This window comes from Candidatus Avoscillospira sp. LCP25S3_F1 (assembly GCF_052117125.1).
Taxonomy (GTDB): domain Bacteria; phylum Bacillota; class Clostridia; order Oscillospirales; family Oscillospiraceae; genus Avoscillospira_A.
Genome location: NZ_JBQKJT010000007.1, coordinates 112,210 through 134,664, shown reverse-complemented (window position 1 = coordinate 134,664; position 22,455 = coordinate 112,210). Strand labels below are relative to the sequence as shown.

The 22,455-nt window shown below is 51.8% G+C and carries 25 protein-coding genes; 8 read left to right on the top strand and 17 right to left on the bottom strand.

Going from position 1 to position 22,455, the window contains the following annotated elements; translation table 11 throughout:
* Positions 1-108: 108 nt before the first annotated feature.
* Complete coding sequence (locus ACTQ33_RS08260) at positions 109-504, bottom strand: hypothetical protein (RefSeq protein WP_441463789.1); 396 nt, start codon at positions 502-504, stop codon at positions 109-111.
* 176 nt (positions 505-680) lie between these two features.
* On the opposite strand from ACTQ33_RS08260, the gene ppk1 reads away from it, so the two are divergent.
* Positions 681-2,852: a polyphosphate kinase 1 gene (gene ppk1 / locus ACTQ33_RS08255; protein WP_441463788.1), complete on the top strand. Its 2,172-nt coding sequence runs from the start codon at positions 681-683 to the stop codon at positions 2,850-2,852.
* A gap of 110 nt (positions 2,853-2,962) precedes the next feature.
* Here ppk1 and ACTQ33_RS08250 read toward each other — a convergent pair whose 3' ends face one another.
* The 7 genes from ACTQ33_RS08250 to ACTQ33_RS08220 all read right to left on the bottom strand — a co-directional run bounded on the left by ACTQ33_RS08250 (position 2,963) and on the right by ACTQ33_RS08220 (position 8,350).
* Positions 2,963-3,961 (bottom strand): GGGtGRT protein, encoded by a 999-nt coding sequence (locus ACTQ33_RS08250; protein WP_441463786.1) that lies wholly within the window; start codon positions 3,959-3,961, stop codon positions 2,963-2,965.
* A gap of 18 nt (positions 3,962-3,979) precedes the next feature.
* On the bottom strand, positions 3,980-4,672 hold the full coding sequence (locus ACTQ33_RS08245) for an iron-sulfur cluster assembly scaffold protein (protein ID WP_441463784.1): 693 nt from the start codon (positions 4,670-4,672) through the stop codon (positions 3,980-3,982).
* A gap of 230 nt (positions 4,673-4,902) precedes the next feature.
* Positions 4,903-5,535, bottom strand: coding sequence for a uracil phosphoribosyltransferase (upp, locus tag ACTQ33_RS08240; protein WP_441463782.1), 633 nt, complete (start codon positions 5,533-5,535; stop codon positions 4,903-4,905).
* A gap of 2 nt (positions 5,536-5,537) precedes the next feature.
* Positions 5,538-6,254: a tRNA (adenosine(37)-N6)-threonylcarbamoyltransferase complex dimerization subunit type 1 TsaB gene (gene tsaB / locus ACTQ33_RS08235; protein ID WP_441463780.1), complete on the bottom strand. Its 717-nt coding sequence runs from the start codon at positions 6,252-6,254 to the stop codon at positions 5,538-5,540.
* Positions 6,235-6,678 (bottom strand): tRNA (adenosine(37)-N6)-threonylcarbamoyltransferase complex ATPase subunit type 1 TsaE, encoded by a 444-nt coding sequence (gene tsaE / locus ACTQ33_RS08230; protein WP_441463778.1) that lies wholly within the window; start codon positions 6,676-6,678, stop codon positions 6,235-6,237. The genes tsaB and tsaE overlap by 20 nt, the downstream gene beginning before the upstream one ends.
* 59 nt (positions 6,679-6,737) lie before the next feature.
* Positions 6,738-7,025, bottom strand: a complete 288-nt coding sequence (locus tag ACTQ33_RS08225) for a DUF2089 family protein (RefSeq protein ID WP_441463776.1) — start codon at positions 7,023-7,025, stop codon at positions 6,738-6,740.
* A gap of 203 nt (positions 7,026-7,228) precedes the next feature.
* The gene (locus tag ACTQ33_RS08220) at positions 7,229-8,350 is read right to left on the bottom strand and encodes a hypothetical protein (RefSeq protein ID WP_441463775.1); all 1,122 of its coding nucleotides are present in this window, start codon (positions 8,348-8,350) and stop codon (positions 7,229-7,231) included.
* A gap of 1,114 nt (positions 8,351-9,464) precedes the next feature.
* On the opposite strand from ACTQ33_RS08220, the gene ACTQ33_RS08215 reads away from it, so the two are divergent.
* Positions 9,465-10,685, top strand: a complete 1,221-nt coding sequence (locus ACTQ33_RS08215) for an MFS transporter (RefSeq protein WP_075680193.1) — start codon at positions 9,465-9,467, stop codon at positions 10,683-10,685.
* A gap of 80 nt (positions 10,686-10,765) precedes the next feature.
* On the opposite strand, the gene ACTQ33_RS08210 is transcribed toward ACTQ33_RS08215, so the two are convergent.
* Both ACTQ33_RS08210 and ACTQ33_RS08205 read right to left on the bottom strand, forming a co-directional pair.
* Positions 10,766-11,566 carry a helix-turn-helix domain-containing protein gene (locus tag ACTQ33_RS08210; protein ID WP_002575858.1) on the bottom strand — a complete coding sequence of 267 codons (801 nt, stop codon included), beginning with the start codon at positions 11,564-11,566 and terminating at the stop codon, positions 10,766-10,768.
* 78 nt (positions 11,567-11,644) lie between these two features.
* A complete protein-coding gene (locus ACTQ33_RS08205) occupies positions 11,645-11,908 on the bottom strand; it encodes a hypothetical protein (protein WP_002575859.1) in 264 nt (87 codons plus the stop codon).
* 228 nt (positions 11,909-12,136) lie between these two features.
* Between ACTQ33_RS08205 and ACTQ33_RS08200 the strand changes: the two genes are divergently transcribed.
* From ACTQ33_RS08200 to ACTQ33_RS08180, 5 genes are all read left to right on the top strand, one after another.
* The gene (locus ACTQ33_RS08200) at positions 12,137-12,550 is read left to right on the top strand and encodes a cysteine-rich VLP domain-containing protein (protein WP_002575860.1); all 414 of its coding nucleotides are present in this window, start codon (positions 12,137-12,139) and stop codon (positions 12,548-12,550) included.
* 111 nt (positions 12,551-12,661) lie between these two features.
* Positions 12,662-13,057: a replication initiator protein A gene (locus tag ACTQ33_RS08195; protein WP_441463772.1), complete on the top strand. Its 396-nt coding sequence runs from the start codon at positions 12,662-12,664 to the stop codon at positions 13,055-13,057.
* A 173-nt stretch (positions 13,058-13,230) separates the two neighbouring features.
* Positions 13,231-14,175 (top strand): MobV family relaxase, encoded by a 945-nt coding sequence (gene mobV, locus ACTQ33_RS08190; protein ID WP_002575862.1) that lies wholly within the window; start codon positions 13,231-13,233, stop codon positions 14,173-14,175.
* A gap of 4 nt (positions 14,176-14,179) precedes the next feature.
* Complete coding sequence (locus ACTQ33_RS08185) at positions 14,180-14,371, top strand: hypothetical protein (protein WP_321118048.1); 192 nt, start codon at positions 14,180-14,182, stop codon at positions 14,369-14,371.
* A 94-nt stretch (positions 14,372-14,465) separates the two neighbouring features.
* Entirely contained in the window at positions 14,466-15,977 is a 1,512-nt protein-coding gene (locus ACTQ33_RS08180; protein WP_002575864.1) for a recombinase family protein, read from the top strand.
* Between the two features lie 18 nt (positions 15,978-15,995).
* Here ACTQ33_RS08180 and ACTQ33_RS08175 read toward each other — a convergent pair whose 3' ends face one another.
* The 5 genes from ACTQ33_RS08175 to ACTQ33_RS08155 form a co-directional block, all read right to left on the bottom strand.
* A complete protein-coding gene (locus tag ACTQ33_RS08175; protein ID WP_441463769.1) occupies positions 15,996-16,367 on the bottom strand; it encodes a hypothetical protein in 372 nt (123 codons plus the stop codon).
* A 17-nt stretch (positions 16,368-16,384) separates the two neighbouring features.
* Positions 16,385-16,822 carry a hypothetical protein gene (locus ACTQ33_RS08170; RefSeq protein WP_441463767.1) on the bottom strand — a complete coding sequence of 146 codons (438 nt, stop codon included), beginning with the start codon at positions 16,820-16,822 and terminating at the stop codon, positions 16,385-16,387.
* Between the two features lie 31 nt (positions 16,823-16,853).
* Positions 16,854-17,180, bottom strand: a complete 327-nt coding sequence (locus ACTQ33_RS08165) for a DUF6054 family protein (protein WP_441463766.1) — start codon at positions 17,178-17,180, stop codon at positions 16,854-16,856.
* 38 nt (positions 17,181-17,218) lie between these two features.
* Positions 17,219-17,899 (bottom strand): hypothetical protein, encoded by a 681-nt coding sequence (locus ACTQ33_RS08160; protein WP_441463764.1) that lies wholly within the window; start codon positions 17,897-17,899, stop codon positions 17,219-17,221.
* Between the two features lie 75 nt (positions 17,900-17,974).
* A complete protein-coding gene (locus tag ACTQ33_RS08155) occupies positions 17,975-19,066 on the bottom strand; it encodes a PTS transporter subunit IIC (RefSeq protein WP_441463763.1) in 1,092 nt (363 codons plus the stop codon).
* 169 nt (positions 19,067-19,235) lie between these two features.
* Here ACTQ33_RS08155 and ACTQ33_RS08150 point away from each other — a divergent pair, with 169 nt between their 5' ends.
* Entirely contained in the window at positions 19,236-19,754 is a 519-nt protein-coding gene (locus ACTQ33_RS08150; RefSeq protein WP_441463761.1) for a 3H domain-containing protein, read from the top strand.
* Positions 19,755-19,793: 39 nt separating this feature from the next.
* Here ACTQ33_RS08150 and ligA read toward each other — a convergent pair whose 3' ends face one another.
* Both ligA and yunB read right to left on the bottom strand, forming a co-directional pair.
* Complete coding sequence (gene ligA / locus ACTQ33_RS08145) at positions 19,794-21,767, bottom strand: NAD-dependent DNA ligase LigA (RefSeq protein ID WP_441463759.1); 1,974 nt, start codon at positions 21,765-21,767, stop codon at positions 19,794-19,796.
* Positions 21,768-21,786: 19 nt separating this feature from the next.
* On the bottom strand, positions 21,787-22,437 hold the full coding sequence (yunB, locus tag ACTQ33_RS08140) for a sporulation protein YunB (protein ID WP_441463757.1): 651 nt from the start codon (positions 22,435-22,437) through the stop codon (positions 21,787-21,789).
* Positions 22,438-22,455: the final 18 nt, after the last annotated feature.

The following is a 22,455-nucleotide window of genomic DNA, read 5'->3' as shown; positions in this document are numbered from 1 at the left end:
TATTCGCTTGTTTTTGGGAGAATAAAAAATAAGCAAATTGCACAAAGTCATGAAATGCAGGATTTTATGCAAATACATTTCAAAGCATTTCGCAGGATATCTTGCATCTTATCGTCGTGTCAACCGCATCCCCAGCAGACCACTCACAAAAACAGCACATGCAATGATAATCCAGAGAACGGCCCCTTCATTGCCACCCCCCTGCGGCCAGACCGCGTTGTTGAACAGTGCGAATAGCGCAGTCCAGAGAATCCCGTATCCGCAAGCAATGGGCAGCGGATATTTACCGATCAGTTTAATCATAGGCAGCGGCGCCAGAAGGTAGAATACCGCCGCTGTCAGATAGGACAGATAACGAATGCCCGTCTGCGGCACCCACTGACGTATGGCGACCATGCCGCTGAAAGCTGCAACTGCTAATAACAACACCAGCGGTACAATCATACCCCGGAGTATCAGCTGCCACAGCTTCCATTGGCCGGTCCGTTTCGCAGTTCTTGTCATGATGGTCCACTCCTTTTATCTGCTTCAATTTACCTATATTAGATGCCTCGATTTCCAAATTTTTTTAAAAACACCGTGGCAACTTCCTGCTATATGTAGTATGATAATGGAAGGGTAAATATGAACGTACCATAGAAGGCCCAAGAGATTGTTGTGACACACAAGGAGAGGTTATCATGTCTGAACATCCTGCGAAACAGCCCCGAGATTACAGTTATACACAGAATCGTGAACTCAGTTGGCTCCGCTTCAATCGTCGTGTACTGGAAGAGGCCGCCGATCAAACGGTTCCGTTGCTGGAGCGGCTAAAATTTATTTCCATCTTTACCAGCAATCTGGATGAGTTTTTCATGGTACGTGTCGGCAGTTTGTTTGATCTGTCGTTGATTTCTCCGGACGAAATTGACAACAAGTGCAATATGACGCCGGGCCAGCAGTTAGAACGGATCTATGAGACCATCCCTGGCCTGGTAGCTTTGAAGGACCAGATTTTTCACACAGTCACTCACCAGTTGGCGCAGATAGGCATTCTCGACCTTGGTTTTTCCGAACCGTTGCCGGAGGAAAAAAAGTTTATCAGCCAGTATTTCAAAGCAAAGGTTCTGCCCATACTGTCGCCGCAGATTGTTGACGTACATCACCCCTTCCCTCACCTGGTCAATAAGGGGCTTTATATCGCTGCGCTGCTTCAGGATAAAAAAGAGGGACAGTCTCTGGGCCTGATTCCTGTACCGGACGCATTGCCGCAGTTTATCATCATGCCGGACCATCCCAATCACTATGTTCGGACGGAAGATGTGATCCTGCAATGGGCGCCCACCCTCTTCGGCAGCTATAAAGTGCTCAACGCCTGTGTAATCTCCGTGACCCGTAATGCAGACATCGGCTTCGACGAAGAGAAGTTCGACGATAACGACGGAGATTTTCGTAACCGCATGAGCAAGCTTTTAAAGAAACGCTCCCATCTGGCCATCGTCCGTCTGGAAATCAACGGCACTGCCGAGGGCGACTTCCTCAAAATGCTCAAACGCCGCATCAATGTCCACGACCATCAAATCTACTTCGATCAAGCACCGTTAAACATGAAATATGTTTATGGTCTGATCAAAGCCCTGCCGGAGACAACTGTCCAGCCTCTGGAATTCACCCCCTATGTCCCCCGTTGGCCGGAATGTCTGGACCCCAATCGCAGTATGATCGAGCAGATTCAGCAGCGGGATCAAATGCTCTTTTTCCCCTTTGATAAAGTAGACCCGTTCTTGCGGCTTCTCAGCGAAGCGGCAGACCGACCGGATGTGGTTTCCATTAAGATCACCATCTACCGACTGGCTTCTTCCTCCAAAATCGCCCATATCCTCTGTCGGGCTGCTGAGAATGGGAAAGAAGTTACGGTCCTGATGGAACTGCGAGCCCGGTTCGACGAGGCCAATAACATCTCCTGGTCTCGTCTGTTGGAAGACGCCGGTTGCCGTGTTATTTACGGCGTAGAGGATTTCAAATGTCACAGTAAGATCTGCCTGATTACCTTGCGTCAAAAAGACCAGTTACGCTACATCACGCAAATCGGCACCGGCAACTACAACGAAAAGACCAATACCATGTACACCGACCTGAGCCTGATGACCGCATCGGAGCAAATCGGCATCGACGGCACCGTGTTTTTCCAGAACATGCTGGTGGGTAATCTGGAGGGCAGCTACAATCATTTATTGGTGGCTCCCGTCGGTATCAAACAGCTGCTGCTGACCATGATTGACCGAGAAATTGCCAAAGGCCCCAATGGGTATATTTGTATCAAAGCCAACTCCATGACGGAACGTGAAGTCATGGATAAGCTCTCCGAGGCTTCCTGTGCCGGCGTAAATATCCATTTGATTCTCCGTGGTATCTGCTGCTTACGGCCTGGAATTCCCGGCAAAACTGAGCACATCCATGTCACCAGCATTGTAGGCCGGTTTCTGGAGCACGCCCGCATCTACTGTTTTGGACGTGGAGACGACGCCAAGTATTACATTGCCTCCGCCGACCTGATGACCCGCAATTTAAACCGCCGTGTGGAAATTGCGTGTCCTGTAGAGGACCCAGAGTTGTGCCAGATGCTCCAGGAGATTTTGACTACAGAGTTGGCCGACAATGTCAAAGCCAGCAGCCTGCAGCCGGACGGCTCCTATTTCCGAAAAAGCAACGCCACTTCCCATATTGACAGCCAAGCCAGTTTTATGGAGCATTCTCTACACAAACCAGTGCCGGTACAGAAGAAGCCGGACGGGAGCGCCAAAACATCTCGAACTCTCTTGTGGAAAAATCGATTTTTAGGACTCTTTAGCGGAGCACAGAAAAAGAAATAATGGATCGTAAAAACCGCCGCCATTCCCCTTTTTTAAGGAATGGCGGCGGTTTTTATCGACGGATATAGTGCCAGACCCCAAGAGGGTCTGGCACAAAAACGCAAAAGAAATTACTTCAGACTCTCAGCAACCGCAACAGCACAAGCCACAGTCATGCCCACCATGGGGTTGTTACCAGCGCCCAGGAAGCCCATCATCTCAACGTGAGCAGGCACGGAGGAGGAACCGGCAAACTGAGCATCGCTGTGCATACGGCCCATGGTGTCGGTCATACCGTAGGAAGCAGGACCTGCGGCCATGTTATCGGGGTGCAGCGTACGGCCGGTGCCGCCGCCGGAGGCAACAGAGAAGTACTTCTTGCCCTGCTCGATGCACTCCTTCTTGTAGGTGCCGGCAACGGGATGCTGGAAGCGGGTGGGGTTGGTGGAGTTACCGGTGATGGAAACATCCACGCCCTCCAGGTGCATGATCGCCACACCCTCACGGACGTCGTCAGCACCGTAGCAGCGGACATTGGCACGCTCGCCCTCGGAATAACGGATCTCCTTGACAATGTTGACCTTGCCGGTGGCATAGTCAAACTGCGTCTGGACGTAGGTAAAGCCATTAATACGGGAAATAATCTGAGCAGCATCCTTGCCCAGGCCATTCAGAATGACGCGCAGGGGCTCCTTACGGGCCTTGTTGGCGTTCTTGACGATACCGATGGCGCCCTCAGCAGCGGCAAAGGACTCGTGGCCAGCCAGGAACGCAAAGCACTTGGACTCGTCGCTCAGCAGCATGGCGCCCAGATTGCCGTGGCCGATGCCAACCTTGCGATCTTCAGCAACAGAACCGTCGATGCAGAAAGCCTGCAGGCCCTCACCGATCGCCTTGGCAGCCTCTGCGGCGGTCTTGACACCCTTCTTCAGTGCAATGGCAGAACCCATGCAGTAAGCCCAGGCCGCATTCTCAAAGCAGATGGGCTGAATGCCCTTGACGATTTCATAGGGATCGAAGCCCTTCTCCTGGCAAATGGCGCGGCACTCCTCGATATCCTTGATACCGTAGTTGGCGAGGACACCGTTGATCTTGTTGATTCTTCTCTCGTAGCTTTCAAACAGAGCCATTTTCGTTGTCCTCCCCTCTTATTCGTGACGCGGATCGATGTACTTGGCAGCGTTCTCGAACTGACCATAGTGGCCCTTGGCCTTCTCCATGGCCTCATTGGCGTCCATGCCGCCCTTGATGGCATCCATCATCTTGCCAAGGTTGATGAACTCATAGCCAATGATCTCATTGTCCTTGTTCAAAGCAACGCGGGTGCAGTAGCCCTCGGCCATTTCCAGATAACGGGGACCCTTTTCCTTGGTGGCAAACATAGTGCCGACCTGAGAGCGCAGGCCCTTGCCCAGATCCTCCAGGGAAGCGCCGACAGCCAGACCGTCCTCAGAGAAAGCGGACTGGGTGCGGCCGTAAACGATCTGCAGGAACAGCTCACGCATGGCAGTGTTGATGGCGTCGCAAACCAAGTCGGTGTTCAGTGCCTCCAGAATGGTCTTGCCGATAAGGATTTCGGAGGCCATAGCGGCGGAATGGGTCATACCGGAGCAGCCCAGGGTCTCTACCAGAGCCTCTTCGATGACGCCGTTCTTGACGTTCAGGGTCAGCTTACATGCACCCTGCTGAGGGGCACACCAGCCAACACCGTGGGTGAAGCCGCTGATGTCGCTGATTTGCTTTGCCTGCACCCACTTGCCCTCTTCAGGAATGGGAGCGGGACCATGGTATGCGCCCTTGGCAACGGGGCACATATGCTGTACTTCTGCCGAGTAGATCATGGTAATCTTCCTTTCAGTCTTATTAACTCATGGAAAGGCCTGTCCAATAGACCTCAACATAGTTGCAAAACAGAAATATCGGAACAATTTGTTCCAATATAATTATAACGGATAGCTTGTCCCGGTGTCAAGGCGAAGAACTACGCAATTTCGCAGTTCCTCGGGACGGATTCTCATATATTTTCACAAAAAGACACGGCGCTTTGCCAAAAGCGCCGTGTCGCCGCAGGTTATTTGGTACCGAAAATCCGGTCACCGGCATCGCCTAATCCGGGGACGATATAGGCGTTTTCATTCAAGCATTCGTCCAGCGCAGCCAGGAAAATATCCACGTCAGGATGGTCCTTTTGCACGGTTTCCACACCCTCCGGCGCTGCCAAAATATCCATCAGCGTAATGTTTTTGCAACCGTACTTCTTCTTCAGAAGTGCAATCGCCGCAGAGGCGCTGCCGCCGGTGGCCAGCATGGGATCCACAACAAACACCTGACGTTCTGCGATATCGGGCGGCATTTTACAGTAATACTCCACAGGCTCGTGGGTCTCCGGGTCCCGGAACAGGCCGATGTGTCCAACCTTCGCCGACGGGATCAGATCAATGATGGTGTCCACCATACCCAAACCAGCCCGCAAAATGGGGACAATGGCCAGCTTCTTGCCTGCCAGGACGCGCACCTTGGCCACAGCCACCGGCGTCTCCACCTCCACCTCTTCGGTAGGCAGATTACGCGTGGCTTCATAGCACATCAGGGCGGAAATCTCTCCGACGATCTCCCGGAATTCCTTGACTCCGGTGCGCTTGTCGCGCAGAATCGCCAGCTTATGCTGGATCAGGGGATGATCCAGAACGTGAACAGTTCCCATAGTTATTGGTCTCCTCTCGTCGATTGTAAACGTTCCAGCCGTTCCCGTTCTGCCTGACTCAGGCGCAGATAGGAAGGCGTCATCGATGCGCCGTCACAGGCAATGCCCTGCTCCAGCCGCTGCTGTGCGGCTAAGGCGACACCGGATGCCCGCTGGTGACGCAAATGCTCCGGCATCAGGCAGAGATCCGGCAGCTGTTCTCCGAGGGTATTATAGCACAGCCATGCACCATCTCCAACTAAAATTTTTCGTCCTTCCACAGCTTGCAGCTTTTTGCACAACTCCTCCAGAGAGATGGCGCTGTCCTCCAAAAGCCGATGGGGCACGCCATGTTCCATCCGAAATATGGCCGTATAGACCTGGCTACGGCGTGCATCCATAGCCGGGACCACAATTCCGTCCGCCAAGCCACTGGACCACGCCATGGCTTCCAGCGTAGAAACGCCGCAGCAGGGCAACTGCCGCCCCCAAGCGAAGCCTTTGGCCGCTGCCACACCGATACGAACTCCCGTAAAACTGCCGGGGCCGGCTGCCACAGCCACAGCGTCCACTTGTTCCACAGTCAAGTCACAGTTGCACAGCAAATCCTCCGCCAGTTTCATGGCGGTTCGGCTGTGGGTCTGGCCACTGTTTTGATAATATTCAGCCAGAAGGAGACCGTCGTCCAGCAGCGCCACCGATACCGCCTTTGCCGAGGTTTCAAATGCTAAGATTCGCAAACCGCTGTCCCCCTTCAATCGAAATTACACGTTGTTCAGGATCATCATTTACCTTACGCAGTTCCACACGGATTGGGTTCTCCAGCGCTTCCTCCACGTTTTCGCTCCACTCCACAGCACAAACGCCGCCACGGGTCAGGTAGTCCTCCCACCCAATATCAAACAGTTCGTCTGCCGAATGCAGTCGGTACATATCGAAGTGGAACAGCGGCAAACGGCCGCTTAAATATTCGTTGACCACCGTATACGTAGGACTGGTAACGCGGTCTGTGATGCCGAGACCCGCCGCCAGGCCCCGAGTAAACGCTGTTTTACCGGCGCCCAGATCACCGGTATAGGCCAGTACATCGCCGGGCAGTAGGTGCTGAGCCAGAGCCGCCCCCAGCCGTTCCGTCTCCTGGGGAGACCGGGTAATAAACTCCATAATAATTAAACACTCCAAACGGTTTTATCTGTTCATTCTATCACAGGAAACGGCAGGCATCAATCCTTTTGCCTTTTATATTCGTCAATCAGAATCTTGGCGGCGTCAAAATCCAGTCGTTCTTCCATCGCCATGCGTTTGATAAGGCCGATATACGGATCGGCGTCCGCCGTCTCCCCCACCCGAATTTTTTGAATCAGGCGGTCCAGCCGCAAGCGAACCGTGGGATAGGTGATGCCATACTGCGACGCCACCTCCTTCAAGGACCCCGAGGCCAACACAAAGTTTTTCATAAAAGCAACGTCTTCCAGCTCCAGATTGTGAAGCCATTCCGGTAAAAGCTGCATTGCCACACCTCCTTATTTTTATTATATTTTTTAATATTATTAAAGTCAATATTAAATATATTGAAAAATATTCTTAAAATTATGTTGGAGAGGCGACAGACGATTCCCCATTTTTCATCTACGAAAAACCCGGCCTGTGACAGATGCACAGGCCGGGTTGCATATGTGGAGTGAGACGTTCTCTTTTCATTGGATAAACATAGTCACAGCAGCGTAACCGTCATATTCCGCTCTTGCCTCTCGCGGAAAAAAATTTGCCATTGAACCGTATCAAACGGTTTAAATCGCAGTGCGGAACAGGCGGCATGGTACGGCTGATCACCCGACTGCATTCCATAAGTAAAGGCAATCGGCCCATCTGTCCCGCCGATCATACCAACACAGGCAGCATTGGGGACTTGCAAATTCGCTGCCGCCCCAGGTCTAATCCGCGGTGCGTCACCAGTCGCAGAGTCCCGAACGCAAAACTGTCTTTCCTGTACATCAGGCTCCAATGTAAATGTCATTGCGATGTAGTGCCGGGGGAACTCCATATGCTGCACATCTGAATGGTCAAAACATTGTTCCTGTCGTTCAAACTTCTGCACTGTGAGAATGTGCTGCATACCGGTCACCGGATTGGTAACCGTATGCATTTCACCGGGACCTTCGACTGTAAATTTCGTTCCAGGCAGGAGCATGGGTTGATGAGTCATAGTAAGCTCCAGAGACCGGAGTTTCGGCAACTGCATTGCATCCCAAGGGTAGAGCGAACGCTGAATCACCCAGCCATCCGACGGGTTGAGATGGTAGTGCTGCATAGCTGCCAGCATCAGTTTTTCCGCATGCTCCGACAGATCAGGAATCCATACCATCGCACAACCGCGATTATTATGCAACTCAGCCCCATTCACACGGATCGTTCCGCGAAAATGGAATGTCAGCGGATTCTCCCGTTCTATCTGTTGGCGCTGTTCTTCTGCAAATTCATGCTCGTTCTCCGGGGTAACACCCCATTGGTCCAGAAATGCCCGGATAGCGGCCCCATCCACACGCAGCAGGATTTCCAGCACTACGCCTTGCCGGCAGGTATATACGGATGGAATATACCACTCTCTGTCCGCCCAGTGAAACCATTTCTCCACAGAGATTTCCTCACAAGGTTCCTCTGTATGCTCCTGTTTCCAAAATGTATCATAGTATACGTTCCACTGTAAATCATTTGATTCATCGGGCTCCGGCAGCTCTTCCTGTGGTACAGTCTCATAGTATTCCTCACCGAACGGAATCCGACGGTAGTCAAACGACTGCTGCAACCGCCGAATGTAGGAATAGGGCTGTTCCATTGGCTTTAGCCCTGTCTGTTTCGAAAGTCGTTGAGCCGCCGTTTTAGCTTCATCCAGAGCTTAGGTCAGTTTACAAGGAACTACACGCAGACCGTGAAACGGGCTGCTGACAACAAACGGCGCTATGCTCCCGGCTGGGTGCATAGCACCTGTTTGTTGCGGGGGTTTCCAAAGGGGGCAGCGCCCCATTTGGCACACGACTTTGCGGAGCAAAGTGTAGTGTGTTATACGCTCTGTCGGCGTTGCCCTGAAAATACCGTTGCCGCCGGGGAGGGCAAGGGCATTTGACGCGGCAGGAAAGCAGGGCTTTGTTTGGGGCTGGTAAGCCGGAAACAAAGGGCTGATTTCAGCAGCAGACAGGGCGTATTATGAAAGCCCCCGTCCCTCGTCCTCCGCCCCCGGCCTATGGGACAAAAAGTCCCAAAGCTCTGGACACCGTGACCAGATGTGTGGCCACACTCCGGGAAAAGTAGCAGGACGGCAGGAAACCGTCAAGGCTGAAATGAATGGGCTGACGCCCGGCCTTGACCGTTCCCCGCCGCCCCGCTGGATGGGTGGACAAGGTGGCCAATCCCTAAAAGTGTTTGGCCGCACTCGTTCATTTTGGGGCCTTTCTTCTCCCAAAATTGAAATGGGCGGGAAAGCCCTAAAATGGCTTTCCCGCCTTGATTACCCATTAGCAAAGACGGGCGAGACTGTCAACGGCGGCGCTGAAAGCGCCGTTCATCTTGACCGTTGACTGGCTCGCCTGGCTTTGCTACTGCCCGTAAGAGATGGAAAAACAAGATGGAAAACAAGGTTAAAAATGGTTGACAAGTCTATCGGATGTGTGTTATACTGTGCGACAGTTTGAGATTGGAAGGAGGCTTACGTGTGTTAATTTGTGTACGCTAATAAGCAATAAAAAGTAGAAGTACCTTTCCACATGATGGTGGGCTTTTTTTGCGTGCGTATGCAAAGGAACACGTAGGTTTGACACGAGCAGTCTTTGAACTGTATCGTGGTGTTTTTTCGTGCTTTGTTGTTATGCAGGCGTCTGCCCTCTCTGTGGGACAACGCCTGCTTTTTATTGCAGAAACAAAGGAACAATGCAATAAAAAAGGAGGTTCGCATTATGACCCAAAACAACAATTCATGGAGAAAAACTTATTTTACACTTCTTGCCGGACAAGCAATATCCTTTATTAGCAGCGGTATTTTGCAAATGGCCATTATCTTTTATTTGGTTGCGAAAACTAATTCTGCAATCATATTGACGGCGGCAACACTGATTGGATTTTTGCCGCAAGCCTGTTTAGGCCCGTTTGCAGGTGCTTTTGTTGACCGGCACAGCCGTAAAAGCGTAATGATTGGTGCGGATTTGATAATTGCCGCCGCTGGCGGTATTCTGGCGCTGGTGGCGTTTTACATGGAATTGCCCGTATGGTCTATTATGGTTGTCCTGTTAATCCGAAGTGCGGGAACTGCTTTTCATTCTCCAGCATTCAGCGCAGCAACACCTATGATTGTGCCAAAAGAGGAACTTACAAAATGCGCTGGTTACACGCAGACCATGCAAGCAGTAAGTGCGATTATCAGTCCAGCTGCCGCAGCGTTTTTATATGCTGTTTGGCCTCTTAATGCAATTATATTGTTAGATATTGTGGGTGCAATCCTTGCCTGTGTGACTGTTGCGATTTCGTCCATACCAACGCCTGAACTATGTCCAGAAACGAAAAGACAACAGTTTTTACAGGATATGAAAGAGGGGTATGTGGTATTAAAGCAAAACAGGGGCCTCTTTGCTCTGCTCTGGATTGGTGTAATTTATATGTTCTTTTATATGCCAATCAGTACGCTTTTTCCTCTCATCTGTATGTCATACTTCAAAGGAACACCGGCCCATGCCTCTGCCGCTGAAATTGCTTTTGCGGTTGGTATGCTGCTTGGCGGAGTCATTCTGAGCATTTGGGGCGGTTTTAAGAAACGGCGGTACACCATCGGTCTTTCCGTTCTCCTGATGGGCGTTAGCATTATGCTCTCCGGGCTTTTGCCGCCAGACGCATTTCTTGTCTTTGTTGTGTGCTGTACTGTTATGGGAATTTCCGCTCCATTTTACGGTGTGCAAAATGCGATTTTTCAAGAAACGGTCAAACCAGAATATCTGGGGAGAGTTTTTTCTCTACTGACAAGCGCCGCTTCCCTCGCCATGCCGTTTGGCCTTGTCATTTCCGGGCCTCTGGCGGAGCGGCTGGGAGTTGAGAAATGGTTTGTCATTTGCGGAATTGGCATTATCATCGTTGCGCTTGCCGTATTTTTACTACCCGGTTTGAGAGAGATTGACAATACGCAATAATCAACTGCACCTTTTTCTATTACTAAACAAAATGCCTGGATGGTGGTTCTGAAAAACCAGAACCGCCGTTCAGGCATTTTTTATCTTCGTCCTCTCTGCGGTTTTGGATTCTTCAGCAAGTCGGATTTTTCCGCAATCTTTTTCAGCCACTTCCGTTCTTCTACTGACAGCTTCCTAAAATTCAGCTTGAGCCGTTTGCAGATAAACGCCAAGTACGCTTGTTCCGTGTCGCTGTCCTGGCTGACGATTTCACCAGCAGTTTCCAGCATTTCTTTTAGCGGGTTATCCTCTGGGACGCTGAAAAAATCGTCCTTGTGTGTTTCCCGCAGAGCAAGGGCAATCCCGTTTATGTCCCGTTGTATCACATAGCGGCAAAACTCGTCCTCATCAATATGGGCGGTGATAAGCTGTCTTAACTGCGTATCACTCATGCCAGGATTATGCTTTTTTATAACAGTTGCGCTCATCGTGTCCACTATGGCGTTTGCACCCTGCGCCTGTTTCAGTGCCGTTCCGTTCACATAGATTTCAAGGTCAGCCATCAGCCGGGGGAAATCCGGGTGCGCCGCCAGCTCACACAGCAGGGTATTGTCTATCCTCCCGCTTTTCAGCAGGTCAATCATTTCATCACTCAAACGCAGGTCTGCAAGATCGGCGTTTGGGTGATTTTTCATTTCAGACAGCCCCAGCAGATAATCAGCGGTCACACCGTAAAACTTCGCCAGCCGGATAAGGGCATAGTGGCTGATGTCCTTGAAGTCTTCCGTTTCGTAACTGCCCAGCGCAGACTTGGAAAGCCCGGTCTGCTCCGCAAGCTGCCCCAGCGTCAAGCCACGCTCCACACGTAGGTCTTTTAATCGCTCTTGTATGGATAAAGACATATTCACCCTCCTTGCTAGCTCAACGAAAGAGAAGCCGTTATGCTATGTACTATGCTCATAGCATAACGGCATAGGCATTTACAGTTTTATTTTACCATTTGCTACATCTTCACGAAATTTATCAACAAGCTTCGCTGTCAGCTTGGATTTACCGTAGTGTTCAAGTACAAAAGTACGATAACTTTTTCCATCTACAAGCACATCACTTTTTCTGGTCAACAACCAATTTCCGTTACCTCCTCCCTGTTCTCTAATATTCCAGTCTTTCCCATATCTTTTATAGATTTCATCTTTTTTACCTTGAACAGACATTGATTCGCTTGGAATATAAACAATTTGCATAATAGCTCCTCCTTTATTTTGTGCAAGAAGACCAGAAACCTGAATTTGTCTTTTATCTTTTTTTGATTATATCACAAATCCGAGAGCGTGGAAATAGGGAGTTTTTCAGGCTGATTTCCTACCTCTTGGATATACGGCACAGGCGGTCAAAAAGGTGTAGACTTGGGATAGTTCATCGATGGACAAGCACCTTGGAAACAGAACACGCCAAAGAAAACGGAGGGACGCATGAGCAAAAGACCCTATCAACACCTGCCGCCGCTGGAACACAGGCCGGACGGCTCCCCCTACCGCATAACCCCGCCCCAGAAGAGACGAGCCAGCGGCCTGATACGCCGGGAGTGCTGCAACTGCGAGGACGGAAACTGCCTTGCGCTGGACGATGGCGACACCTGCGCCTGTCCGCAGATGATTTCGTTCTCCGTCTGCTGCAAGTGGTTCCGCTGGGCGGTCTTGCCGCTGGACAGGACGCTGGAAGCGGAGATTTACCGGGACAGGGACTTGAAACGCTGTGCGGAGTGCGGCGGTGTGTTCGTCCCGAAGTCCAACCGGGGCAAATACTGCCCGGACTGCGCCGCCAGAGTTCACAGGCGGCAGAAAACAGAAAGTGAGCGGAAAAGGAGGTCTGCTGTGGACAGTTAAGAGCGGGAAAAGCCTTGATTTGCAAGGCTCCGCAAGCCCTCAACCGGGGCGGCTGGTATCATTTATCATTCGCCCCGGAAAACGGGCCTCTAACCGTCCACAAAACACGCTATGACAAACACGATTTATATTCACCAGCCGGAAAAGGCGTTCAGTTTCACCCGGCTCCTCAATTTCCTTTTTGAAGCACCCACATTCCAGCCCTTGAGCAACGAAGCGAAGGTGCTGTATGCCTTTGTCCTGCGCCGGGCGGAGTTGTCCCGGAAGAACGGCTGGGCGGACGAGTACGGGCGGGTCTACCTGTACTACCCCATCTGCGAGGTGGTCGCTTTGCTCCGCTGCGGGCGGCAGAAAGCGGTCAACACCCTGCGGGAGTTGCAGTATGCGGGGCTGGTGGAAATCCAGAAACAGGGCTGTGGAAAACCCAACCGCATTTACCCGAAATCCTATGAAGCGGTTCCAAACACCGACTTCAAGAAATCCGGTTATGGTACGCCGGAGGGCTGAAAACCGTACTTGGCGAGTACGAAAATCAATCCTCTTGAAGTACGGAAATCTGACGGTATATAGAAATACAGAGATTAAAACCATCTATTTACATTCATTCCATTCCAATCCTATCAGAGATATTTTCGGCGGGAAAACCCGCCGGAAAGGAATGGAATGGGGAAAGGAGTTCAATGGCACAACACGCAATTTTGCGATTTGAGAAGCACAAGGGCCACCCGGCGGGGCCGCTGGAAGCCCACCATGAACGGAAAAAGGAGCAGTACGCCAGCAACCCGGACATTGACACCAGCCGGAGCAAGTACAATTTCCACATCGTCAAGCCGGATGGCCGCTACTACCATTTCATTCAGAGCCGCATCGAGCAGGCCAGATGCCGCACCCGCAAGGACAGCACTCGGTTTGTGGACACGCTGATTACCGCCAGCCCGGAGTTTTTCAAGGGCAAGTCCCCAAAGGAGATAGCGGCCTACTTCCAGAGGGCGGCGGACTTCCTCATTGACCGGGTGGGCCGGGAGAACATCGTTTCGGCTATGGTACACATGGATGAAAAAACGCCCCATCTGCACTTGGTCTTTGTGCCGCTGACAAAGGACAACCGCCTGTGCGCCAAAGAAATTATCGGCAACCGGGCCAATCTGACGAAGTGGCAGGACGATTTTCACGCCTGTATGGTGGAGCAGTACCCCGACCTGGAGCGTGGGGAAAGCGCCAGCAAGACGGGCCGGAAGCATATCCCCACCCGGCTGTTCAAACAGGCGGTCAACCTCTCCAAACAGGCGAGGGCCATTGAAGCGGTTCTCTCCGGCATTACCCCGCTGAACGCCGGAAAGAAGAAAGAGGAAGCCCTCTCCATGCTGAAAAAGTGGTTTCCGCAGATGGAGAACTTCTCCGGGCAACTGAAAAAATACAAGGTCACAATCAATGACTTGTTAGCGGAAAATGAAAAGCTGGAAGTCAGGGCAAAGGCCAGCGAAAAAGGCAAGATGAATGACACGATGGAACGGGCGAAGTTAAAAAGCGAACTGGACGATATGCGGCGGCTGGTTGACCGTATCCCGCCGGAGATTTTAGCGGAACTGAAACGGCAACAGCGGCAGCATGGAAAGGAAAGGTGATCTTATAAGTAATATCAGATACAAAAAGGAAATCGAAATCGTGACTTTTCAGGGAAAGGAAATCACACTGGAAAATCTCTCCCCGGTGTTCACGCCGGAACAGGAAGCAGCCAAACGCCGGGAACTGGAACAGCAGCTTTATGAGGTGTTCCGCAAGTACGCCGACAAGCGGGAGAGTGAGGAAGCCGGGACATAAGGTTTTCCAAACCCATCATTGATTTGCGGGGCTGCTGGCGGTATAATAGAACTGTCAGCAGCTCCGTTTCTTTTTTAAGAAAAGGAGCGACAATATGAACAATCGGATAGACGCAATCTATGCAAGACAATCGGTAGACAAAAAGGACAGCATTTCCATTGAAAGCCAGATTGAATTTTGCAAATACGAGTTGAAAGGCGGTAACTGCAAGGAATACACAGACAAAGGGTACAGCGGCAAGAACACAGACCGTCCGAAGTTTCAAGAACTGGTGCGGGACATCAAGCGGGGCTTGATTGCAAAGGTCGTGGTTTACAAGCTCGACCGTATCAGCCGTTCCATTCTGGACTTTGCCAACATGATGGAGCTGTTCCAGCAGTACAATGTGGAGTTTGTGTCCTCTACGGAAAAGTTTGATACCTCCACGCCGATGGGACGGGCCATGCTGAATATCTGTATCGTGTTCGCCCAGCTTGAACGGGAAACGATACAGAAGCGGGTAACGGACGCTTACTACTCCCGCAGTCAGCGGGGCTTTAAGATGGGCGGGAAAGCCCCTTACGGCTTCCATACGGAGCCTATCAAGATGGACGGTATCAACACAAAGAAGCTGGTGGTAAACCCGGAGGAAGCGGCCAATATCCGGCTGATGTTTGAGATGTACGCCCAGCCCACAACTTCCTACGGGGACATTACCCGGTACTTTGCCGAACAGGGGATTTTGTTCCATGGCAAAGAGCTGATACGCCCCACGCTGGCGCAGATGTTACGCAATCCTGTCTATGTGCAGGCAGACCTTGATGTGTACGAATTTTTCAAAAGTCAAGGTACAGTCATTGTCAATGACGTTGCCGATTTTACGGGCATGAACGGCTGCTATCTGTATCAAGGGCGAGATGTAAAGGCCAGCAAGAAAAACGACTTAAAAGACCAAATGCTGGTACTGGCTCCCCATGAGGGTATCGTCCCCTCCGACACCTGGCTGACCTGCCGCAAGAAGCTGATGAACAACATGAAAATCCAGTCTGCCCGGAAAGCCACCCACACATGGCTGGCAGGAAAAATCAAGTGCGGGAATTGCGGGTATGCTCTTATGAGTATCTACAATCCCTCCGGCAAACAGTATCTCCGCTGCACGAAACGGCTGGACAATAAAAGCTGTCCTGGCTGTGGGAAAATCATCACTTCGGAACTGGAAGCGGTTGTTTATCAGCAGATGGTAAAGAAGCTGGCAAGCTACAAGACGCTGACAGGAAAAAAGAAAGCGGCAAAGGCAAACCCGAAAATCACCGCCCTGCAAGTGGAACTTGCCCATGTAGACAGCGAGATTGAAAAGCTGGTGGACAGTCTGACGGGGGCAAACAATGTCCTGTTCTCCTATGTGAATGTGAAGATAGCGGAACTGGACGGGCGCAAGCAGGAACTTCTGGCAAGGATAGCGGAGTTGACTGTGGAGGCCATCAGCCCGGAACAGGTCAGCCAGATTTCCGGCTACCTCGATACCTGGGAGAATGTATCTTTTGATGACAAGCGGCGTGTGGTGGATTTGATGATCACCACCATAGCCGCCACAAGCGACAGCTTGAACATCACATGGAAAATCTGACTGGCGGCACCCCTCCCGTCAGATACCTACCCTGTGTAGTCCCTTGTAAACTGTACTTTCCTGCTCTTTCAAAAATATTTCAAACTGTTCCTTTGACCACTGCCAGCATTGTTCAATGGCGGCTTCACCTTTGCAAGCCAAAATCAACTGTACAAACTCCGCAAAGGACTTTGCTACCGGATGGACATACTCACCCGGGCCGTTCATAGGGCTGACAGCAAACACCATTTCTCCAAAACCTTCCACCATACAATAATGGATGCCATCCACGCCGGAAGAAGCAATGACTTCAGCACCGACTGGTGTGCAAAAATATGCACAATGGTCCCCACCACACTCCAGTCCGAAGGCCGTCAAATCGAATTTTCCATTTCGATAGTCTTTGTACAAATGCACTGTATTCCCCCCTATTGGTCCGGTTCTTCCAGGACCCAAGGGAGCTGGGCAGAAAATATCAAGTCAAACTGCGGTTCTGGGAATTCAGGCGCCCCATAGGGATATGGGTCATGACCACAGCACCCGGTACCCCAATGAAAAACACGTACGTCATGCGGGTCATTCTCACTCAGAATCTGGCCCGCCAGCCGGTAGCAGAATTGATACAGATGTTCGCCATCGGTTGAGTACAGTTCACAGACATAGGTTGCCTTCTCCGGTGGAATCTGGAGCTGCCCAAGCAGCTTTATAACCGGAGAAGGCAGTTGTTTTTGCTGCGCCAGCTTTAGAAAATTACGGCAGTGTCCGCAATCGCAACCCCATGGTGCCGCATAATGGTACCATGTCGCTGTAGCATCCAGATCAATCATGACCTGCGAACCAAAAAGCTCCCCCGCATATTGTCTCACTAACACGTCTCCTTCCCATTTACTCCTCAAATTATAGAATCTCCCGCAATTTGTCCAGGAAGGCTTCTTCGCCCCAAGTGTTAATCTTAAAAAAGACAGCCTGGCTGCCACCAGATGTAATGGCGGAAAGCTGTATAGCATCCGTGCCGTTCTGAAACAGTGTCACATTCAAACTGACGCGGTTGCTGCCCGCAAAACTGTATCGTTCAAACACCCGGACGCTGCATCTGGCGTCACCGATCCGAAAGTCACTGGAATCTTCCATGGATGCTGATATACTGCCGTTTATAATCCCCTCTTCTATTTTTTTCAAAATGTTATCAAAATTACCCGTCAGGGTTTGCTCTAACTTTGCCATGTGCTCCTCCCCTTCTATTGTTAGTGGTATGTAATGGATTATCTGAGAATAACAGTTGGATACTGTTCCAACACTGTCACATTGGGCACCTCTTCACCATATCGGGCAAGGTTTTTGGCCGCTTTTTTGCAGATACCGCTGCTGTCGGTTTCCGGCTCCGGCATATGATAAATCCATGCATGACGGGTTGTTTCCCGCAGCAACTGCCGTGTCTCCGGGTAAGACAGGTATACCGCATTGAAAAAGCCGTGGTCTGCTATGCGACCATGCAAGAAGGCGCGATGCTTTTCCGGCGACAGTTCCGCATCGGCTGTCAGATAGAAGCTCGTCTCCCCCGCCTGAACAAAGAATGTATAATGCTTGGCCCATACATAATTGCAGGGCATATGTTCATGGTATTGATATTCCACTGTAAAGGCCCCAGCTTGCAGGATGCCATGGTCCGGCATCTCCGGTGTAGGAAAAAAGGTCACCACTCGGGGATGGTTTCGCAAAAACGCTGCGTTGTCCAGCTGATCATAGTGGTCCGGGTGCAGATGTGAGTAAAATAAACCGTCTATGTGCGCATCCGGCGGCAGTGTTCCCTGGATGATTTGTTTGGCTAACGCTCGATCTATCTGTTTGAAGCTGCCATGGCAGCCATTGAGACCGTCGATCAAAATGGCAGAGTTACCGTGGCGCAGCAGCAGACCGGTGCTACACAAAAGAGTTGCTTCCATTGCCTACCTCCCAAAAAACTCCGAGAGCAGACGCCCCCGGAGTTTATTGTATTTCCGATACAGCCAAAAGGCAAGTTACAGTTTCAGATCATTCTCTCGAATCCAGCCTAGGCGGCGGCATGCCAGTCCCAAAGCCCAGCAAATAACCGCTGGCAGGATAAAGCAGATCAGCGCCATGCCAATCCAATCCATAGCCGTGACAGCTGCCTTGGTTCCAGCCGCCACATCGTTCACCCAGCCGGTATAAACGCCGATGGGACCCACAAAACCACAGGTACCCATACCAGAGGACACCGGCGCACCGTTCATCTCCAAACGGAACACACAGGTTGCAATGGGTCCGGTAATGGCCGACGTCAGGATGGCCGGAACCCATATGCGGGGGTTCCGTACGATGTTACCCATTTGCAGCATGGACGTACCCACGCCCTGAGACACCAAGCCGCCCCAGCTGTTTTCCCGGAAACTCATAACAGCAAAGCCCACCATCTGCGCACAGCATCCGGCCACAGCCGCACCACCTGCCAAGCCCGTAAGGGACAGGGCAGCACAGATGGCCGCACTGGAAATGGGCAGCGTCAATGCAATACCCACAATTACCGACACCAGAATCCCCATTAGGAGAGGCTGCAATTCCGTGGCCCACATAATCAACTGCCCCACCGAGCTGGCCGCCGTGCCAATGGCCGGCGCCCACCAAGCCGACAGGCCCACACCAACGGCAATGGTCACCAAAGGCGTCACCAGAATGTCCACCTTTGTCTCTTTGGAGACCAGCTTACCCAATTCCGCCGCCAGTATGGCCACAAACAGAACGGACAGCGGGCCGCCTGCCCCGCCCAGCGTATTGGCCGCAAAACCCACAGTCGCCAAAGAAAACAACACCAGTGGTGGGGCCTGCAACGCATACCCAATTGCAATAGCCATAGCAGGGCCGCTCATGGCCGAAGCCAGTCCGCCCACCGTATAGGAAATGGCATGGTCGCCGGTGCCCAAAGTTGCCACCGTGCGGGTCAGCCAGTCGATGCCGAACTGCGTACCTACCGTATCAATGATGGTGCCGATCAGTAAACTACAAAACAAACCCTGAGCCATGGCGCCCAAGGCATCCACACCGTACCGCTTGGCAGATATGACGATGTTCTTCCGTTTCAGAAATTCTTTCACACGCTCTCCCGCTTTCTGTAAATCTAACTGACAAGACAGTTGACAACCCTATTATACTGATTGCATCGCTAATGTCAATCACTTCTGCAAAAAACAGAATTCTTTCTGAAAATTCCATTGACAAGACTGCGGTATATTGTATATGATTACACAAAAAGGAGTGAGTTCCATGGATGGACGGCAGCGCAGAGCAAAAATTGCCTCTTTATTAAACAGCAAGCACCCCATGACTGGGTCGGAACTGGCCCGATGTCTCGGCGTCAGCCGTCAAATCATCGTGCAGGATATCGCCCTGATGCGAGCAGAAGATAAAAATATTTTATCTACGAACAAAGGGTATCTGATCTATGATTCCGCCGATGTACAAACCTCCTGCCGCCGGGTATTTCATGTGCGCCACACCACGGATCAGCTGTTGGACGAATTGACAGCTATTACGGAATTGGGTGGTCAGGTGCTGGATGTCAGTGTAGAACACAGTATTTACGGTCAGCTGCGCGTAGACCTCTTTATTCGTTCTGTACAGGACGCAGAAGAATTTGCAGCCAAATGGAAACACGCCGATGCTGCGCCTTTAAAGGAGTTGACCCAGGACACCCACTATCACACGGTGGCCGCTAACTCTGAGCGGCTGCTGGATCTGATTGAGGCTGAACTGGATCACAAAGGGTATCTCATCAAAGCATGATAATGGGCGGGTACACACGATGTGTACCCGCCCATTTCGTTATTCGATCATCTTCAAAAACTCTTCTTCTGTCAGCACCGGGATCCCCAGTTCATTGGCCTTACGTAGTTTAGATCCGGCGTTCTCACCGGCTACCACATAGGTGGTCTTTTTGGAGACAGAGCCGGATGCCTTGCCACCGAAAGACTCAATCTTCTCTGTAGCAGCGTCTCTAGTAAATAATGTCAATGCACCTGTCAACACAAAGGTCATACCAGCAAACCGTTGATCTACCACTACAGCCTTAGATTTAAAGTTGACACCGGCTTCCCGCAGCCGTTCAATCATATGGCGGGACTGAGGGTTGGCAAACCAACGGACAATGCTTTCGGCGGTAATCGCACCGATATCCCGTACCTCCGTCAGAGCAGCTTCATCGGCCTCCATCAGCTGGTCCAGGCTGCCAAAGGTGGAGGCCAGCACCTTTCCGGCCTTGGCGCCCACCTGCCGGATTCCGAAAGCAAACAGCAGGCGACTGAGATCATTGTCCTTACTTTTTTCAATGGCCGCCATCAGATTAGCCGTGGACTGCTTGCCCATGCGGTCCATGGCTTCCACCTGCTCCGGGTCCAGATAGTACAGGTCCGCAGGAGAGTGCACCATGCCCTGCTGAATCAGCTGCTCCACAATGGCGCTGCCCAGCCCGTCGATATCCATGGCATCCCGGGATACAAAATGGCTGATATTGCGGACCAGCTGCGCCGGACACTCAGCACCGGTACAGCGGATGGCCGCCCCGTCCTCATCTCGTTCCACCGGGCTGCCGCAGACGGGGCACGACTCCGGCAGCAAATACGGTACAGCGTCAGCGGGCCGCTTTTTCTTCACAACCTCCAGGATCTCCGGAATAATCTCTCCGGCCTTACGGATACGGACCGTGTCGCCGATGCGCACATCCTTGGCAGTGATGAAATCCTGGTTGTGGAGGGTGGCATTGGTAACGGTGGTACCGGCCAGCCGCACAGGCCGGACTACAGCCTTTGGTGTCAGGACGCCGGTACGGCCCACCTGCACAAGAATTTCTTCCACCACTGTCTCCTTGATTTCCGGCGGATACTTGTAGGCCGCTGCCCAGCGCGGAAACTTGGCGGTGCTGCCCAACGTCTGCCGCTGAGACAGGTCGTTGACTTTGACAACTGCGCCGTCGATATCGTAGTTCAAGCTGTACCGGCCTTCATCCACGGCCCGGACCGCCGCCTCCACATCTTCCTCTGATCGGCAACAAGTATAGGGAATAACTTTGAACCGCTTTTCCCGCAGATAGTCCAGCGTTTCACTGTGACTGGTAAACACAACACCTTCGGCCAGCTGTAAGTTGAACACCAGAATATCCAGTTGCCGCTGGGCCGCAATTTTAGGGTCCAACTGCCGCAGCGAACCGGCGGCGGCGTTGCGGGGGTTGGCAAAGAGGTTTTCCCCTTCCTCTTCCCGCTTTGCGTTGAGCGATGCAAACACCGACTTGGGCATGAACACCTCGCCCCGAACAATCAATCGTGAGGGTGCATCCTCCAATGTCATGGGAATGGAGCGAATGGTTTTCAAATTCTCCGTCACGTCCTCGCCCACCAATCCATCTCCACGGGTAGCGCCCCGAACAAACTTCCCGTCCACATACTCCAGGGCCACGGAAAGGCCATCCACTTTAGGCTCCACGGTATACTCTACCTGGGGCAAAGATTCCCGAACACGTTGCTCAAATTCTTCCAGTTCCTCTACGGAAAACACATCCTGGAGACTCTCCAAAGGCACCACGTGTTCCACCTTTTCAAATTGGGGCAGGGCCTCTCCACCCACTCGGCGGGTAGGTGACAGGGGCGACGCCAGTTCCGGGTTCTCCGTCTCCAAAATTTCCAGACGGCGCAGCATCTGGTCGTATTCATAGTCCGCGATCTCGGGACTGTCCATCACATAGTACAGATAATTATGCCGTTCCAGCTGTTTTGTCAGCTGTTCGATTTCTTCTCTGGGATTCATCACATTTTTGCATCCTTTGTCAAGTTGTCCGCTGCACTCCATCGATGGCCAGATAACTCTCCGGCACCGTACCCACAATGACCGTCTCCGCCACCACCACCTGGGACGAGGTATCCACCTGCTCAGTGCCGGCCGGCGTCACAATGGTCATATCGATGGTGATGGTCATAATGATCTGATGGAGCGTCTGATTAATACCTGCCTGGGTAAACTGGTTGGAAAAGGCCGCCTCTGAGGAACGAACTGTTAATACCTTGACCGGTAGGTACGGCCCACGTCCGGAAAACAGCGCCGGAATCAGCAGGTTACCAATTGGTATGCCGATCTCATCCACATTCAACTGTAGAATTTCCTCGTTGACTGTATCAAGAATCCGGGTTTTTAGCGCATTCATCTCACTGATATTGGTTTTGAGCGCTGTTACGGCTCCCGCGTCATCCTTCTCCAACAGCACCATATTGGAATAGTCCACTACGCCGTCCCGAATCTGCGCGTCAATGGCGTCGTTGATGAGTCGCGCCGTCTGATTGGTAACCCGTGTTACAGCCAATTCCTCCACGATAGGGAACAGCCGCATTCTCATCACTGCCGCCGGGATCAGCAGTGCCAGCAACAGCAGAACCACCATCCAGCGCCGCCGCAGTCGAATCTTTCGGTATTTGATTGCCATCGCCACCACCTCGCCCAT